This is a genomic window from Streptomyces sp. NPDC006872 (assembly GCF_040635845.1).
Taxonomy (GTDB): Bacteria; Actinomycetota; Actinomycetes; order Streptomycetales; family Streptomycetaceae; genus Streptomyces.
In genome coordinates this window covers 641,115-657,017 of sequence record NZ_JBEYIL010000005.1, presented here as the reverse complement: position 1 = coordinate 657,017, position 15,903 = coordinate 641,115, and the positions used below count along the sequence as shown (strand labels likewise).

14 protein-coding genes and 1 rRNA gene are annotated in these 15,903 nt (G+C 69.7%); 6 read left to right on the top strand and 9 right to left on the bottom strand.

Features of this window, described 5'->3' with window-relative positions; genetic code table 11:
- Positions 1–87, top strand: a 5S ribosomal RNA gene (rrf, locus tag ABZ725_RS18900); the annotation flags it as partial.
- A 72-nt stretch (positions 88–159) separates the two neighbouring features.
- Positions 160–705, top strand: a complete 546-nt coding sequence (locus ABZ725_RS18895) for a GNAT family N-acetyltransferase (protein WP_358803734.1) — start codon at positions 160–162, stop codon at positions 703–705.
- A 2-nt stretch (positions 706–707) separates the two neighbouring features.
- On the opposite strand, the gene ABZ725_RS18890 is transcribed toward ABZ725_RS18895, so the two are convergent.
- The 8 genes from ABZ725_RS18890 to ABZ725_RS18855 form a co-directional block, all read right to left on the bottom strand.
- A complete protein-coding gene (locus tag ABZ725_RS18890; protein ID WP_358803733.1) occupies positions 708–2,231 on the bottom strand; it encodes a type IV secretory system conjugative DNA transfer family protein in 1,524 nt (507 codons plus the stop codon).
- A 34-nt stretch (positions 2,232–2,265) separates the two neighbouring features.
- A complete protein-coding gene (locus ABZ725_RS18885; RefSeq protein WP_351911322.1) occupies positions 2,266–3,696 on the bottom strand; it encodes an ATP-binding protein in 1,431 nt (476 codons plus the stop codon).
- 14 nt (positions 3,697–3,710) lie between these two features.
- The gene (locus ABZ725_RS18880) at positions 3,711–5,270 is read right to left on the bottom strand and encodes an SCO6880 family protein (RefSeq protein WP_351911323.1); all 1,560 of its coding nucleotides are present in this window, start codon (positions 5,268–5,270) and stop codon (positions 3,711–3,713) included.
- Positions 5,267–6,610: a hypothetical protein gene (locus ABZ725_RS18875; RefSeq protein WP_358803732.1), complete on the bottom strand. Its 1,344-nt coding sequence runs from the start codon at positions 6,608–6,610 to the stop codon at positions 5,267–5,269. The genes ABZ725_RS18880 and ABZ725_RS18875 overlap by 4 nt, the downstream gene beginning before the upstream one ends.
- Positions 6,600–7,448, bottom strand: a complete 849-nt coding sequence (locus tag ABZ725_RS18870) for a hypothetical protein (protein WP_358803731.1) — start codon at positions 7,446–7,448, stop codon at positions 6,600–6,602. The genes ABZ725_RS18875 and ABZ725_RS18870 overlap by 11 nt, the downstream gene beginning before the upstream one ends.
- A 202-nt stretch (positions 7,449–7,650) precedes the next feature.
- Positions 7,651–7,959 carry a hypothetical protein gene (locus tag ABZ725_RS18865; protein WP_190151986.1) on the bottom strand — a complete coding sequence of 103 codons (309 nt, stop codon included), beginning with the start codon at positions 7,957–7,959 and terminating at the stop codon, positions 7,651–7,653.
- 374 nt (positions 7,960–8,333) lie between these two features.
- The gene (locus ABZ725_RS18860; RefSeq protein WP_358803730.1) at positions 8,334–9,659 is read right to left on the bottom strand and encodes a S53 family peptidase; all 1,326 of its coding nucleotides are present in this window, start codon (positions 9,657–9,659) and stop codon (positions 8,334–8,336) included.
- 212 nt (positions 9,660–9,871) lie between these two features.
- Positions 9,872–10,147, bottom strand: coding sequence for a DUF397 domain-containing protein (locus tag ABZ725_RS18855; protein WP_358803729.1), 276 nt, complete (start codon positions 10,145–10,147; stop codon positions 9,872–9,874).
- A 226-nt stretch (positions 10,148–10,373) separates the two neighbouring features.
- Here ABZ725_RS18855 and ABZ725_RS18850 point away from each other — a divergent pair, with 226 nt between their 5' ends.
- Positions 10,374–11,126 carry a trypsin-like peptidase domain-containing protein gene (locus ABZ725_RS18850; protein ID WP_358803728.1) on the top strand — a complete coding sequence of 251 codons (753 nt, stop codon included), beginning with the start codon at positions 10,374–10,376 and terminating at the stop codon, positions 11,124–11,126.
- 19 nt (positions 11,127–11,145) lie between these two features.
- Here ABZ725_RS18850 and ABZ725_RS18845 read toward each other — a convergent pair whose 3' ends face one another.
- Entirely contained in the window at positions 11,146–11,820 is a 675-nt protein-coding gene (locus ABZ725_RS18845; RefSeq protein ID WP_358803767.1) for a carbonic anhydrase, read from the bottom strand.
- A gap of 304 nt (positions 11,821–12,124) precedes the next feature.
- On the opposite strand from ABZ725_RS18845, the gene ABZ725_RS18840 reads away from it, so the two are divergent.
- The 3 genes from ABZ725_RS18840 to ABZ725_RS18830 all read left to right on the top strand — a co-directional run bounded on the left by ABZ725_RS18840 (position 12,125) and on the right by ABZ725_RS18830 (position 15,766).
- Positions 12,125–13,819 carry a serine/threonine-protein kinase gene (locus ABZ725_RS18840; protein WP_358803727.1) on the top strand — a complete coding sequence of 565 codons (1,695 nt, stop codon included), beginning with the start codon at positions 12,125–12,127 and terminating at the stop codon, positions 13,817–13,819.
- Positions 13,820–13,885: 66 nt separating this feature from the next.
- Positions 13,886–14,887, top strand: coding sequence for a bifunctional lytic transglycosylase/C40 family peptidase (locus ABZ725_RS18835; protein ID WP_358803726.1), 1,002 nt, complete (start codon positions 13,886–13,888; stop codon positions 14,885–14,887).
- 168 nt (positions 14,888–15,055) lie between these two features.
- A complete protein-coding gene (locus ABZ725_RS18830) occupies positions 15,056–15,766 on the top strand; it encodes a phosphatase PAP2 family protein (protein WP_358803725.1) in 711 nt (236 codons plus the stop codon).
- Positions 15,767–15,903 lie beyond the last annotated feature (137 nt).

The window sequence follows — 15,903 nt, the reverse complement described above, 5'->3', positions numbered from 1 at the left end:
GGTTACATTCCGAACCCGGAAGCTAAGCCTTACAGCGCCGATGGTACTGCAGGGGGGACCCTGTGGGAGAGTAGGACACCGCCGAACAAATATTATAGAAAACCCCTGTACCGTTAATTCGGTACGGGGGTTTTCTGCGTTTCGGCTACCGTGGTCCGCATGAACTACAAGATCCGTTCCATACGGGCCGACGAGTGGGCTGCGGCAAAGGAACTGCGGCTCATCGCGTTGCGGGATCCGGTCGCGCATCTTGCTTTCCTCGACACCTACGAGACTGCCGTGGCCCGGCCGGACTCCTTTTGGCAGGAGCGAGCTGTGGGCGCTGCCGAGGGTGCCGGCGGGGCCCAGCAGATCATCGCCGAGGGGCCGGACGGAGAGTGGGTCGGGACCCTGACCGTGCTCCTGGAAGAGGCCGGGACGACCGACTGGGCCGGGTTCGACGTCGAGCAGCGGCAGGGGCATATCGTCGCTGTGTTCGTGCAGCCGGAGTTCCGGGGCATCGGGCTGACCGAGGTGCTGTTCGACGCCGGCCTGGAGTGGGCGTGGGCGCAGGGTGCCGAGCGCGTCCGGCTGATCGTGCATGAGGAGAACGGACGGGCGCAGCGGTTTTATCGGAAGGTGGGGTTCGAGCCGACCGGAGTCATCGTGCCGTTGTCGCAGGCACAAGGGGAGAACGAGTTGGAGTTCGCCCTGGAGCGCGAGTGAGGTCAGACCGGTAGTTCGGCGTTCGGCCAGCGGGAGCGGGCCTGTTCGCGGGAGCGGAGCAGGGCCAGGGTGGGCAGGCCGCGGTCCGCTCCGGTGGCCAGCAGCTCCGGGAGCCGGGAGATCGGGGCCACGGCCGCCACGTCGTCGAGGACCAGACTGAGTGGTGGGTCGAGGCGACCGGCGGGTGACCGTTCGGCCATGGTCCGGCCGCGCTCGACCACGCTGGAGACGAGGGCCGTCAGGAGAGGCATCGCGCCTGGGTTTGTCCTGGGGTCCTCAAGGGATTCGCCGACCACGTAAAGCGTTCCCCCCTCGTCCACGAAGGAATCCAAGGCGAGGGCATCGGCTCGATTGGGAGTGCAGGCCTCGCGGATGTTGACCGTGGAGAGGGCGGAGAGGGCACGGGCGGTCAGTTCCTGGGCGATGTCCCGGCGTTCGGGGTGGGCGGTGAGGGCGGCTTCGAGTTCGCCGGCCGCGCCCGGGGCCGCCTTGGGGTTGGTGCGGAGGGTGCGGACCGCTTCCTGGATGCCGGTGCCCTGGGACCAGCGGTGGACGTGGCGGATCGTGCGGCCGTCGATCGCGGCGGCGTGGAGGTAGCTGCGGAGGAGGGTTTCCGCCGTTTCGCTGACCGTCTGGTCCAGGCGGGCGGTGGGGCGTACGGGGGTCAGGAGGGCGGCTGCTCTCGTTGCCGCCGTTGCCTTGACCTCGCAGCCTGTGGTGGGGGACCAGTGGAGGCGGGCCGGGGTGTCGCAGCGGTGGGTGGGGTCGTAGAGGTGGACCGGGCCCAGCTTGGCTCTGGCGTCCTTGGTGTCCTGCCAGAGGGAGGGGGCGGAGGTGAGGACGAGGGCGGGGCCCTCGGCGTCCCGAACGGCCTGGGCGGCGGTGGGATGGCGGGTGGCCGGGGGGCCGTAGATCACGGGACCGAGAGGCTCCATCGGCGTCGGTGCGGCCGCAGCCGCCGGCATCGGCACCGGCGTGGGGCTCAGCGGCTTCGCCTCCGGGGCCGGTTGGGGCGTCGGCTGGGGTGCCGGTTCTGTTCTGGGCGTCGGTACGTCGTACGCGGGCACCTCATGCGTAGGTGCCTCATGCGTCGGTGCCTCACGCGCAGGCACCTCATGTGCAGGTGCGTCATGTCGGGGCGGTGACTGTGGTGTCGTCCGGCGTCTCGCTCGCACCGCGCGCCATCGGGCCACTGTTCCTATCGCGAACACCGTGAGGACGAAGAGGATCATCAGCTCGCCGATGAACAGGCCCCAGAACAGTCCGTAGCCCGAGAGGTCTGCCGCCGCTGCTTCCGGCCAGGCTCCGGGGATGTCGTGGGGCTCGGCGACCAGGTGGCGCATGGCGAGGGGGGTGCGGGTGAAGGTGACGCCCGCGGGCCAGGAGCCGTGGGCGAAGAGGGCCGCCAGGCCGGTCGCCGTCCAGACCAGCAGGGTCATGCCGAGCAGGAACGCGAGTATGCCGACGAGCAGCCCGTCGGGGATGCCTCCCTGGCCCTGGCCGCGCTGCTCGTCACCCGGTCTCATGACAACCCCGTCCCTCTGCGCCCTACATCGATGCCTACGCCACCGTCGACTCGGACGAGCCGTCCAGGTCGGCCAGGTGTTGTTCCATGAAGGCCGCGGCTCGTCGTTCCTGTTCCAGTTCGGCGGCGAGCAGGGCGTCGTCGTCGGCGGCCGCCTGTTCTGCGGAGGTTTCCGTCATGGCCCGGTCGGTGAAGACCAGTGGGCGTTCCGTCTCCGTGACCAGGTGTTTCACGACTTGGACATTGCCGTTGACGTCCCACACCGCGATGCCGGGGGTGAGGGTCGGGATGATCTCCACCGCCCAGCGGGGGAGGCCGAGGACCCGGCCGGTCGCTCTGGCCTCGTCCGCCTTCTGGGCGTAGATGGTCCGGGTGGACGCCATCTTGAGGATGGCGGCCGCTTCCTTCGCCGCCGCTCCGTCGACCACGTCGGACAGATGGTGGACGACCGCGACGAACGACAGGCCGAGCCGGCGGCCGAACTTCAGCAGGCGCTGGAACAGCTGGGCCACGAACGGGCTGTTGATGATGTGCCAGGCCTCCTCGACCAGGAAGATGCGCTTCTTCCGGTCGGGGCGGATCCAGGTGTGTTCCAGCCAGACCCCGACGATCGCCATCAGGATCGGCATGGCGATCGAGTTGCGGTCGATGTGGGACAAATCGAACACGATGAGCGGGGCGTCCAGGTCGATGCCGACCGTCGTCGGGCCGTCGAACATGCCGCGGAGGTCGCCGTCGACCAGGCGGTCCAGGACCAGTGCCACGTCCAAGCCCCAGGCCCGAACGTCGTCTATGGCGACGTTCATCGCCTCTGCCGACTCCGGTTCGGGGTGGCGCAGTTGTTCGACGATGTCCATCAGGACCGGCTGGCGGTCGACGATCGTCTCGTTGACGTAGGCGTGGGCGACCTTGAGCGCGAAGCCGGAGCGCTCGTCGAGGCCGTGGCCCATCGCCACTTCGATGATGGTGCGCAGCAGCGCCAGCTGGCCCGTCGTGGTGATCGACGGGTCCAGGGGGTTGAGGCGGATACCCATGTCCAGGGCGGCCATCGGGTCCAGGCGGATGGGGGTTATTCCCAGCGCCTGCGCGATGAGGTTCCATTCGCCGACGCCGTCCTCGCCCTGGGCGTCCAGGACGACGACCTGGCGGTCGCGGAAGCGGAGCTGGCGCAGGACGTAGGTCTTCTCCAGGGCCGACTTGCCGTTGCCGGACTCGCCCAGGACCAGCCAGTGCGGGGCCGGGAGCTGCTGGCCGTACAGCTGGAAGGGGTCGTAGATATAGCCCTTTCCGGAGTAGACCTCGCGGCCGATGATGACGCCGGAGTCGCCGAGGCCGGGGGCGGCCGTGGGCAGGTAGACCGCCTGGGCCTGGCCCGTGGAGGTGCGTACCGGCAGCCGGGTCGTCTCGACCTTGCCGAAGAGGAAGGAGGTGAAGGCGTCCGTGAGGACGGACAGCGGATCCCGCATCAGCTCATCAGCCCCTACCTTCGGATTCCGGTGGCGAACGGGAGGGTGTTCACGAACGCCCGGTGGTGCTCTCGGTCGCACCACTCCAGCTTCAGGTACGACTTGCCCGCCGACGCCCTTATCGTCCGCTTGTCGCGGGCGAGGGCTTCAGGGTTGCGGGAGGAGACGGTGATGTAGCCGACCAGGTTCACGCCGGCCGCGCCGGACGCGAGGTCCTCGCCGCGCTGGTCGAGGCGGCCGTGGGCGGCCACGTCGCGGGGGTCGACGGTGCGGTTCATCTTGGCGGCGCGGCTCGCCTCCGCCTCGTCGTTCGTCTTCTCCGTGAGCATGCGTTCGATGGCGACCTCGGTGGGTTCGAGGTCCATGGTCACGGCGACGGTGCGGATGACGTCCGGGGTGTGGACGAGGAGGGGGGCCAGGAAGTTGACGCCCACCGGGGTCATCGGCCACTCCTTCACCCAGGCCGTGGCGTGGCACCAGGGGGCTCGGGTGGAGGACTCGCGGGTCTTGGCCTGGAGGTACGTCGGCTCCATGGCGTCCAGCTCGGCCGGCCAGGCGTTGCGCTTGGTCATCGCCTGGATGTGGTCGATGGGGTGGTCCGGGTCGTACATGGAGTGGACGAGGGAGGACAGTCGGCCCTGGCCGAGGGGCTGGCGGACGCGGATGTCCGCCTCCTGGAGGCGGGAGCAGATGTCCGTCAGCTCGCGGGCCATGACGACGGCGAGGCCGGCGTCGCGGTCGAGCTTGCGGCCGGACCGGGGGCGGGCGGCGCGGGCCATGGCGTGCGCCTCGGCGGACAGCTCGCGGGTGTAGTGCATACAGGCGACGAGGTAGGCGCGGTGCTGCTCGCTGCTGGTGGACACCATGGACTGGAGCTGGTCGTAGGAGCGGGCCAGCCAGTCCGGGGACTTCTCGTCCCCGCGGACGGCGACGTCCTTGGCGTGGGCGTCGGGGTCGGCGGGGAGGGTGCGGGCGAGCATCTGGATGCGGGTGACGAAGCCGTCGCCGTTGGCCACATGCTTGAGGAGGGTGCCGAAGCGGTCGACCAGGGCTTCCTGGTCCTCGCTGTCGCGCAGACCGACGCCCGGGCCCTCGATCTCGATGGCGGCCGTCACCGTACGGCGGTCGGCGTGCAGGAGGACGGCGATCTCGTCGGGGCCGAAGGGGGCGGCCAGCCAGCTGATGCGGCCGATGCCCGGGGGCGGGCCGATCTCGATCTCCTGGCCGTCGATCCGGGTGCCTGCCTCGGCGGCGGACGAGCGGTAGGTGGTCCCCTGGCGGAGGGTGCGCTTGTAACTGCGGTTGATCTCGAACCACTTGTAGAAGGTGCGGTGCTTGTACGGCACGTAGACCGCGGCCAGCCCGAGCATCGGGAAGCCGCTCAGCAGCACGATGCGCAGGGCGAGGACGGGGACGAGGAGGCCGCACATCATGCCGAGGAACGCGCCGACGACGATGAGCGCGATCTCGCCGGTCTCGCGGTTGCGGCCGACGATCGCGTTCGGCCGGGCACGGCCGATCAGATATGTACGGCGGGGCGTGATCCCGTGGGACACATGGGACTCGGTCGTCAACGCCCTTCACCTCCCGTGCGGTTGGTACTGCTGTTGCGGGTGTTGCCGGCGTGCGGGGTGTTGACCGGGCTACTCGCGCGGGGTGCGGGTGCGGCGGAGGGGACAGATCCGCCGCCCCCGTTCGAGGTGCGCGAGCTGTGCGCGGCGACCCCGCCGGATGCGGGGTTGGAGGGGCGGGCGCCGGAGGAGCCGGACTGGCCGCCTCCGCCGTTGTTGTCCGCACGGGAGCTGTGCGTCTTGATGCCCTGGGCGACGAGGGTCGCCGGGGAGCTGATGACGGCCGCGGCCTTGCCCTCGGCTCCCTGCATGATGCGGTTGTTGCGGCCGTTGGCGATCTCGTCGCCGAAGCCGGGGACGAAGCGGTAGATCATCGCGCTGGCGAAGATCGCGAGCAGGATGATGGAGAGGCCGGAGACGACGGCGGAGAAGGCGTTCGGGCCGTCGTCGGCGGACAGCGCCCCGGCGAGGCCTAGCACGATCACGATGACCGGTTTGACCAGGATGACAGCGATCATGATGCCGGCCCAGCGTCGGACGTGGCTCCACAGGTGCTTGTCGACGAGGCCCGCGTAGACGACGGTGCCGAGGAGCGCGCCGACGTAGAGCAGGGCCGCCCTGAGGACCAGCTCCAGCCAGAGCACGCCGGCGGCGAGGATCGACACCATGGAGACGACGATCAGCATGATCGGGCCGCCGCCGATGTTCTCGCCCTTTTCGAGGGCCTCGGAGAAGGTGCCGAAGAACGTGTCGGTCTGGTTGCCGGTGGTCTTCGCCAGGACGTCGGTGATGCCGTCCGTGGCGGAGACGACGGTGTAGAGGATGAGGGGGGTGAAGGCGGAGGCGAGGACGGTCAGCCAGAGGAAGCCGACGGCTTCGCCGATGGCGGTGGTGAGCGGCACGCCCCGCACGGCTCGCTTGGCGACGGCCAGCAGCCACAGCAGGAGGGTCAGGACGGTCGAGGCGGCGAAGACGACGGCGTACTGCTTGAGGAACCGCTCGTTGGTGAAGTCGACGTTCGCCGTGTCCTTCACGGCCTCGCTGAGCTTGTCGACGGTCCATGCGGCGGCGTCGGCACAGCCCTTGGCGAGCGAGGAGAGGGGGTCGAGGGTGTCGGAGACGCCGGGGTTGGTGGTGGTACCGGAGTCCGCGTTGCCCTTCTCGCAGTACTTCTTGGCCTCGCCGGAGATGAGACTGCAGTCCAGGCTGCCGGACGGCGAGGGTGAGGGCGACGGCGACGGGGTGGGGGCCGCGAAGGCGCGGGTGGCCAGCAGTACGGCCGAGGTCTGGACGGCCGTCACGACTCCGGCGAGCCTGAGCAGGCGGCGCGGCTTACCGGGCATACGTGAACCCTCCGTACTCCTCGATGGCCTTGCTGATCTCGTCGGAGGTGGCGGCCGCGTCGTCGCCGGGGACCGGGGCGGGACCGTCCTGCTGCTGGTCGTCGACGATCTTCCAGTCGCCGCCGGTCCACGCGAGGTCGAAGGTCCAGGTCTTCCACGACGAGGTGACCGGGTCGGTGGAGGTCGTCCCGGACATGCCGATGAGGCCCAGGTACCAGACGGCGACCTTGGCGGTGCTGTCGGAGTAGGTCTGGGCCGTGGTGCCCACCGGCACCACACGTGAGACGAAGGTGTTGCCCTCGGGGGCCTTGCCGTCGGCGTCGAGGCCCATCTTCGCGAGGAAGTCCGCCGAGTACGCCTGGTCCATGGCCGTCTGCAGCTTGGCCGCGGCGGCGGTGGTGTAGACGGTGTCGACGAGGTCGTGCCGGCTGTCCTGCTGGAACATGCCGGTCGAGCCCAGCGCCACCGCGTAGTTGGCGGCGGCCGACTGGGCTCCCTGCTGGGTGCGTGCGAACCCCGAGGGGATGCCGCCCGTCTTCGTCTCCACCGGCTTCGTGCCGGTTGCTGTTGTGCTGGTGGGGTTTGGTTTGTCGGCGGGGCCTTCGCTTGCCGTCGTGGAAGAGGAATCGTCTCCTCCGCGGTTCGCGAAGGCGATCGCTGCGATGAGGAGGACGACGACGCCGACCACCGTGACCAGGCTGCGGGAGGACGAGCGGCCGCCTCTGCGGGCACCGCCGTAGGGGTCGTTCTCGGGCAGTCGGAGGCGGGTTCCGCCGTACCCGTGGCTCTCGTCGGTGCGCGCGGATTCGCCGTAGTCGTGTTCGTCGCCGGGAGTCATGCCGCGAACGCCCCCTCGCTGCCGTACCGGAACGCGTAGAAGTACGACGGTAGCCGTGCTGGTTCCCGCGCGGGCGCGGTGTGGTGACTCGACATCAGGGACATCAGGGAAACGCAACCTCAGCCGGTGGGCACGACAGGTGGGTGGGGATGGCGGGCCGGGCGTGCCCGGACGGGACTGGGGGTGGTGCGGAGGGACGCGGCTACACGGCCATGCCGTACACGATCGTGAACAGCGTCCCCAGGGAGCCGATGATGAAGACGCCCGTCAGGCCCGCGATGATGAGGCCTTTGCCCTGTTCCGCGCTGAAGGTGTCCCGCAGGGCGGTCGCGCCGATGCGTTGCTTGGCCGCGCCCCAGATGGCGATGCCGAGGCAGAGGAGGATGGCGACCGCCATCACGACCTCGATCAACACCTTGGCCTCGTTGCCCAGGCTGCCGAAGGGCCCCCAGTCCGGAGCGATCCCACCGATGATGGTGTTGATATCGCCCTTGTCGGCCGCAAACAGCATGTAAGTCACCGCCCCTGGTGGGTAGTTCCGCAGTTCCCCTGCCGGTGTGCAGAGGTCACGCCTATTCTCGCCGACAAAGCCGCCGTCGTATGTCGACTTGGCGTCATTGATGGGCGGGATTCGTACGAATGGCTCGTACAGTCACTCTGTGTATCACGGCAGGTCACGCCGGGCAATGAGGTGGGTGCGGAACCTGTGGTGTGGTTCCGTCGTTAGCCCACTTCACGGCCTTGCGCCGTTTCTGACGGCTGGTCGGGTGAGCGTACGTTTCGATGTTCTCATGACGAACATCTCACAGGCGTGGCGACGAACGGCGAACGGGCCTCGGCTGGGTGCCGGGGCCCGTTCGGGGTTGGTGCGGGTGTGGCTGAGCGTCAGCCGGTGAAGGCGTCCGTGCCCTCCGGGGTGCCGACGCCGGTGGGGCCGTCGTAGCCCGACTTGGCGGTGCAGAGGTAGCTGGCGCTGGAGGAGCAGGTGCCGTTGCTGCCGCTGGTGACGTCGTTCAGGGCGGAGGTGCCGGCGGCGGCGTAGGGGTACGAGGCCGGGTAGTCGCTGCTGCCGGGGGTGCCGGCGAGGGCGTAGACGGCCGCGATGATCGGGGCGGAGGCGCTGGTGCCGCCGAAGGTGTACCAGCCGGCGGTGACGCCGTAGGAGTCGTAGACCGAGACGCCGGTCGCCGGGTCGGCCACGGCCGAGACGTCCGAGATGGTGCGCTTCGAGCAGCCGGTGTCGGTCTGCCAGGTCGGCTTGGCGTCGTAGGCGGAGCAGCCGGAGCCGGTGCCCTCGGTGGAGCTGGTGTTCCAGACCTTCTCGGTCCAGCCGCGGGTGGTGGAGGAGGTGGAGAGGGCCGTGCCGCCGACCGATGTCACGTACTTGGACGCGGCCGGGTACTCGGCGCCGTAGCCCTCGTCGCCCGCGCTGACGGTGATGGCGACGCCCGGGTGCTTGAAGTAGGACGAGTCGTAGCTCGTGTCCGACGACGACTCGGAGCCGCCGTAGCTGTTGGAGACGAACTTCGCGCCCAGCGTCACGGCCTCGTTCACGGCCTTGCCGAGGTTGGCCATGGACGAGGAAGTCGCCTCGACCAGCAGGATGTTGCAGTTCGGGCAGACCGCGCTGGCCATGTCGAGGTCGAGGGACTCCTCCTCGGCCCAGCCGCTGTCGGCGGTCGGCAGGGAGGTCGTCGAGCCGGTCTGACTCACCTTCTTGAAGCAGCCGTTGGCGACCGTGCAGGCGGGGAGGCCGTAGTACGTGCGGTACTTGGCGAGATCGGCGGCGGCGTTCGGGTCGTCGTAGGCGTCGACGATGGCGATGGTCTCGCCGTCACCGTTGCTCGCGGCCGCGTCGGTCAGGCCGTAGGCGTCCTGGAGGTCGGACGGGCCGTAGCCGGAGGGGGTGGAGGCGTCGGCGGCCTTGGGCGTGATGCCGTCCGCCTTGGCCTCCTGCTTCTGGAAGGCGGTGATGCCGCCGGTGACGCGGAAGGAGTTGCAGGCCAGATCGCCCTTGTGTTTGGGCGTGGCACACGGGGTGGCCGCCCAGGTCACCTTCGAGGAGGCGGTGGGGGTGGCGGTGGGTGCCGCGCTCGCTTGGGCCGCGGTGCCGAAACCGGCGAACACGAGGGCGGCGGCGCCGAGGGCCGAGGCGCCGATGCGGCGCCATCTGCCGGATATGGCAGCGGAGTCGGGGGAAGTCGTACGCAACGTACACGCTCCTGGGAGTGGGGTGGCAGGGGCAGTGCGGGTGGTTCTGCGTGGTGCGGGCGGCGGCCCGCGGACGACGTTCCCTTGTTGAGTACGCGACAACAAGGCAGGCGGCGGAATCCTGACTTCCGCCATACCGAAGGGGGTTGGGGGATTGCTGATCAATGGCGGGCGGATGGTGCGCGGATGGCCGGGACTTGACCTCGAGCGCGTTACACGCCCTGGGCATCGTGCGGTGGCTCGGGGAGAAGCCCTTCCACGAAGTGGTCGAACTCGCCTGCCTGGACGCCCAGCACGAACGCGTCCCACTTGCGGCGGTTCGTCGTGACGACGTTCCCCGGGTTGTCGGTCACGCGCAGGTAGACCGGGGCCTCCGTGTCGTCCTCTCCGTCCCCCTCGCCGAAGGCGATCTCGAACCAGGGGCCGGGTCCGGTGGCGTCCGGCGGGGCGGCTCGGGTCCAGGTGAGGTCGGCGGGGATGTCAGCCACGGGGGTGTCCTTCTCGAGGGTCGTGAGGAGCGATGTCACCCACATGGGTGAGCGCCGAGGAGCGTTGCGTATGTGGGTCCAACAACTTACAACTTGCCGTGCGGTGGGTGCCTCGGCGTCGGGCGGCACGGCCGGGAAGGTTGTGTGGGCCGAGTGCGGGTAGCGTCGGAAGGACCGGAAGAGGTATCTGAGGCTTCTCTCACCTTCGTGGGACACAGTGAACCCGATGAAGCGAAACGCCCTGCTCGGTGCGGTCGTCCTGCTGGCCGTCACCTCCGCCTCCGAGGCGGCCGCCGACGGGGGGCCCGGGCCCCTCGGCGTGACGGCCGTCGCGGTGGCGACGGCGCAGACCGCGCGGGTCGGCACGCTGTTCACCGCCGCCGACGCGCACGCCGGCAAGCTCGCCGGTGAGCACTTCTGCACGGCGTCCGTGGTGCACAGCCCGCAGCACGACCTCATAGTCAGCGCGGCGCACTGTCTGACCGGGGCCGGGGACGGCGATCTCGTCTTCGCCCCGGGATACCGGGACGGCGTCGCCCCGCACGGGGTCTGGAACGTCCAGCGGGTCTTCCTGCCCGACGGGTGGGCGAAGGGGCAGGACGAGGACAGCGATGTCGCGTTCGCCGTGGTCGGGGAGCGGGGCGGGAAGGACGTCGAGGACGTCGTCGGCGGCAACCGGTTCGTCACGGGTACCACCACCGGGGCCACCGCCGTGACCGTCACCGGCTACCCCACCTCGATCGAGGCCCCGATCCGCTGCACCAACCGGCCCACCCCGCACAACCGCACCCAGCAGCGCATCGACTGCCCCGACTTCACCGGCGGAACCAGCGGCAGTCCGTGGGTGAACGGCGACGACGAGGTCGTCGGCATCCTCGGCGGCCATGAGCAGGGCGGGGCCACGGCCGACATCTCCTACAGCGTGGTCCTGGGGGCCGAGGCGGCGGAACTGTACCGGGACGCGGCCTCGGCCCCGTGACAGCGCGGGGGCGGCAGCCTCAGGCGATACGGTGCACGCGCTGCGTGGTCAGCTCGTAGCGGGCGCCGACGACGGCCAGCTCTCCGGCGGCGATCTTCGCGGCGAGGTCGGGTTCGGCGGCGAGGCGGGCGCGGACGGCTCGTATGTTGGCGTCGATGGTCGAGTCGACGCGGGCGTCGCCGACCTTGGTGCGGTCGATGTTCGGGCTGATCCGGTCGGCCAGGTACTGGATGTGGGCGGGGAGCTCCTCGCCGGTCAGGTCGGCCTGGACGGCGGCCTTCACCGCGCCGCAGGACTGGTGGCCGAGCACCATGACCAGCGGGATGCCCAGTTCGAGCACTCCGTAGGCGATGCTGCCGAGCACGGCCTCGTCCAGGACCTCGCCGGCGGTGCGGACGGTCATCAGGTCGCCCAGGCCCTGGTCGAAGACGAGTTCCGGGGGCACCCGGGAGTCGATGCAGCCGAGGACGACGGCGAAGGGGTGCTGAGCCGTCGTCAGGCTCTGGCGGACGGCGGGGGTCTCGTCCGGGTGCCGCTCGCGGTAGGTGCGCCAGCGCAGGTTGCCGGCCGCCAGCTCACGCAGGGCCTCGGCGGCGGTGCCGGGGCGGGGGGCGGAGCGGGGGGCGGTGGGGGAGGAGGCCGAGGCGGAGGTGGTGGCGAGGGCTGTGCCGCCGAGGGCCAGGGCGCCGGCCATGCCGCCGCGCAGGAGAGCGCGGCGGGCGGTTCTGGGGGGAGTGTCTTCGGAAATCACGGGGTGGAACGTATGGCCGATGCCGAAACCTTTGTGCGTGCGTTGCCCGATCATGGTGGGGGGTGGGGAATCCGTGGTCGAACGATGGGACGGGCTTGACGTGCTCCAGGGGCGGCCTTGAGGTGATCGACAGGAACCTCACCGGGGGGTCGGTCGGGGGTCGGTGGGGGGACGGTCTCCCGGGCGAACTGATCTGTGTGGCAAGGTCGGTTCGGTGGATGTACTGAAGGCTCATGACCCCGCGCGAATGGGCGCGCACACGCTCCTCGCGAGGCTCGGGGCGGGTGGCATGGGGCAGGTCTACCTGGGGCGCTCGCCCGGTGGACGGCTCGTGGCGATCAAGGTGATCCGGGACGAGATCATCGACCACCCGGAGGCGTTGGCCCGGTTCCGGCGAGAGGTGGAGACGGCGCGGGCGGTACGCAGCGCCTACACGGCGAACCTCATCGACGCTTCGCTGGACGCGGCGCCTTATTGGCTGGCTACCGAGTATGTTCCCGGGCCGACGTTGAGCAAGGCCGTGGCGGCCGGCGGGCCGCTGCCCACGGAGACGTGCCGAGGGGTGCTCGCGGCGCTGGCCGAGGGGCTCGAGGCCGTGCACGGGCACGGAGTCACGCACCGGGACCTCAAGCCGCAGAACGTGATCCTCGCGGCTCAGGGCCCGCAGCTCATCGACTTCGGCATCGCGCGCAGCGCCTCCCAGACGGCGCTCACCGAGGCGGGGTTCGCACCGGGAACACCGGGCTACACCGCCCCCGAGGTGCTGTTGCGCAACGAGGTCGGGCCCGCCGCGGACGTCTTCGCGCTCGGTGCGACGCTCGCCTACGCGGCCACCGGCCGGCCGCCCTTCGGTCACGGGGAGCCCGCCGGAGTGAGCTATCGCGCCGTGCACGAGGCCATCGATCTCGTGGGCGTGGACGCGGAGCTGGCCGCTCTCGTCGAGGCATGCGTGGCCAAGGAGCCGACCGCCCGGCCGGGGCTCGCCGAATTGATAGCGCGGTGCGGGGTGCGGACGGCCCTCGTCGAGGACGCGTTCTACGGGGGACTCGTCGGCCTGGCGGAGGCCGTTCCGCAGATCCCGGCCGCCCCACCCCGGGCCCCGGCCGCCTCGCCCGGGATACCGGCCCCTCCCGCGGATCCCCCGATTGGTCCGCACGACCTGCCGACGGCGGCACCTCCGTACGGCTACGGCTACGGCTACGGCTACACGCCCACGCAGACGGTCCGGTCGGCGCCCGTCGTGCGGCGGCGCGGCAAACCCTGGCTGATCGCCGGGGCAGCGGGTCTGGCGGTGGGCCTCGGAGCCGTTGCCGCTCTCAACCTGCTCCCCGACATGGGCGGCGACGGTGACAAAGGCAATGGCGGCGAGGCATCGCCGGGAACTACCTCCTCGGCTCCCACGACCGCCGGCAGCGACAAGTCGAAGGTGCAGCCGCCTGCCTACGTCGAGCAGACGAACCCCTCGCGCGACTACTGGACAGCTGACACGACGTCACAGTACGGCGAGGGCACCTGCAATCTGCCGGTGGAGGAGCGCAGCCAGTACTTCCAGAGCTCGGTCTCCGCAGCGGGCAGCGACGCTCCCTACACCTCCGGCAAGGGCCGAATCGAGTTCCGGCTCAAATATGAGCCCTCGACGCCCTACTACGTGTCCGTGGCCGTGAAGTCTCCGCACGCGATCGACGCGGACACGGGCAAGCCCTTCGCCGGCGGGTTCCAGGAGAATCTCGAACTGGGGTACACGAGCAAGCCCGTCGAAGTCGGCACCGACTGGGTGGACCTGACGTATCCGGACGACTTCCAGCAGAATGTGCGGGGCGAGAAAGCCGGCGACGCCGTCCCCGTCGCGAACGACCCCGGTGACTGGACCGTGCTCTTCCTCCATGTCCAAGGACCCAAGCAATACGCGAGCATTGACTGCAAGGGGTTCGTCTCGAAGTAGCGCACACGACACGGACAGGTTCGCAAAAGACCCGTAAACAGGGCTGCGGTGGGGGAGGGTTGAAGCGTGCGAAAAGTTTGGGTGGTCGGCGGAGCCGCGGTCGGGCTCGGGCTGAGCTTCGTGATGCTGCTCATCATCGGTGTGTACCTCGTAGCCGGAAACATCGTCAACGGCGTCGGCGCGGGGAGCGTCGGGCTGGCCAAGGGGGCCGTGCCATCGGCCTACCAGGCGCTCGTGCAGAAGTGGGGCAACCTCTGCACCGCCATCAACCCCGCCCTGCTGGCGGCCCAGCTGTACCAGGAGAGCGGTTGGGATCCGGACGTCGTCAGCTCCGCCGACGCACGCGGCATCGCACAGTTCATCCCCAGTACGTGGGCCACCCACGGCGTCGACGGCGACGGTGACGGCGACCGAGACATCTGGGATCCGAATGACGCGATTCCATCGGCCGCCTCGTACGACTGCGACCTCGCCAAGTACGTCAAGACCGTGCCGGGAGACGTCACCAACAACATGCTCGCGGCCTACAACGCCGGCCCGGACCGCGTCATCAGAGCGGGCGGGGTTCCGGCGATCAGCGAGACGCAGAACTACGTCAAGACAATCCGCACGCTCGAGAAGAGCTTTGCCGCGCCTGTCAGTCGGGTGGATCCTTCCAAGCAGGCTGCCGGGGCCATCTACTACGCTCAGAAGAAGCTCGGGACGCCCTATCTGTGGGGTGGGAACGGTACCGCTGAGCAGGGTGGACGGTTCGACTGTTCGGGGTTGACCAAGGCCGCCTACGAGAGTGTCGGGATCACCTTGCCGCGGGTCGCCAACGATCAGTACAACGCCGGGCCGCATCCCGCGCGGAGTGAGCTCTTGCCCGGGGATCTGGTGTTCTTCTCCACCGATCTCGGCAACTCGCGGGCCATCCACCACGTGGGGATCTACGTGGGAGGCGGCTACATGATCGACGCGCCCTACACGGGCGCCGTCATTCGGTTCGATCCCATCGACACGGCGGAGTACTTCGGGGCCACCCGGGTCACCGAAGATGGCGCGAAAGCGCTGCCCACGACGGTGTGACAGAGGCCGCCACCCGGCCTCTGAGCTGCGGGGATCTGTCTCTCTTCGATAACGTCTGAGTGATCATTCAGTGGAGAGTGGAACGTATCAACGGGGGCCGTGCGTTCCTGTTGAGGCGGGCGCATGTGAGGTGCGCCGAGCAGAACACGACGAAGGGGCCGCAGCACCATGGCTGGACTCGCCGATTCCGGGTCGAACCCCGACGTCGACCTGCTCTATGACATCAATGGGCTCGCCAAGGACGCTCCGCACTGGCTCGACCGGGTGGTCGAGTTCGTGGGGGAGTACGGGCTGCTCCTCGCCATGATCCTGCTCATCGTGTGGTGCTGGTGGGGGGTTCGGCGGCGGAGCGGTGGGGCCGAGGAGGCAGCCTCCTCCGTCGCCGCTCTCCTGTGGGCGCCGCTCGCCGCCGGGATCGCCGTGCTGGTGAACGTGCCCATACGGGGATTCGTCGAGCGGCCCCGCCCCTTCCGCGATCATCAGGGGCTGGAGGTGCTCGTCTCCGGCAAGACCGACTACTCCTTCGTGAGCGATCACGCCACCCTGACGATGGCCATGGCCGTCGGGCTGTTCGTCGCCAACCGGAAGTTCGGGCTGGTGGGGATAGGGATCGCGCTGCTTGAGGGGTTCTGCCGGGTCTATATGGGGGTGCACTATCCGACCGACGTCGTCGGCGGGTTCGCGCTCGGGACCGCCGTCGCGCTGCTGCTGTCGCCCGTCGCCTCCATGCTGCTCACCCCCGTGCTGAAGGCCGTCGACCGGTCGCCCCGGGTGGGATGGGTGGTGCGGAGCCGCGCCGCCCGGGTCGCGGAGCGGGACGGGTTCGTGCCCGGCACGCGGGCCGATGTCGCCGCCGAGGAACGGGATCTCGCCGCCTAGGGCCTGTCCGGCCGATCATGCCCCAGACGCGGGGTCTGGCACGCCCACCTGCGGCGTTGTCGTCGGTTGCCGACTCCCCCACTCTCGGCTGCGCTCGAGCGGGGGGACCCCCATCGCGTCGACGCCCTCCTCCGCCT

What these genes read in the sequence shown, in the direction of transcription:
- ABZ725_RS18890 (WP_358803733.1), bottom strand. Translation starts at nt 2,231, where the DNA reads ATGAGACCGGGTGACGAGCAGCGCGGCCAGGGCCAGGGAGGCATCCCC.
- ABZ725_RS18870 (WP_358803731.1), bottom strand. Translation starts at nt 7,448, where the DNA reads ATGACTCCCGGCGACGAACACGACTACGGCGAATCCGCGCGCACCGAC.
- ABZ725_RS18830 (WP_358803725.1), top strand. Translation starts at nt 15,056, where the DNA reads ATGGCTGGACTCGCCGATTCCGGGTCGAACCCCGACGTCGACCTGCTC.
- ABZ725_RS18840 (WP_358803727.1), top strand. Translation starts at nt 12,125, where the DNA reads ATGGGCGCGCACACGCTCCTCGCGAGGCTCGGGGCGGGTGGCATGGGG.
- ABZ725_RS18875 (WP_358803732.1), bottom strand. Translation starts at nt 6,610, where the DNA reads ATGCCCGGTAAGCCGCGCCGCCTGCTCAGGCTCGCCGGAGTCGTGACG.
- ABZ725_RS18865 (WP_190151986.1), bottom strand. Translation starts at nt 7,959, where the DNA reads ATGCTGTTTGCGGCCGACAAGGGCGATATCAACACCATCATCGGTGGG.
- ABZ725_RS18895 (WP_358803734.1), top strand. Translation starts at nt 160, where the DNA reads ATGAACTACAAGATCCGTTCCATACGGGCCGACGAGTGGGCTGCGGCA.
- ABZ725_RS18845 (WP_358803767.1), bottom strand. Translation starts at nt 11,820, where the DNA reads ATGGCCGGCGCCCTGGCCCTCGGCGGCACAGCCCTCGCCACCACCTCC.
- ABZ725_RS18850 (WP_358803728.1), top strand. Translation starts at nt 10,374, where the DNA reads ATGAAGCGAAACGCCCTGCTCGGTGCGGTCGTCCTGCTGGCCGTCACC.
- ABZ725_RS18885 (WP_351911322.1), bottom strand. Translation starts at nt 3,696, where the DNA reads ATGCGGGATCCGCTGTCCGTCCTCACGGACGCCTTCACCTCCTTCCTC.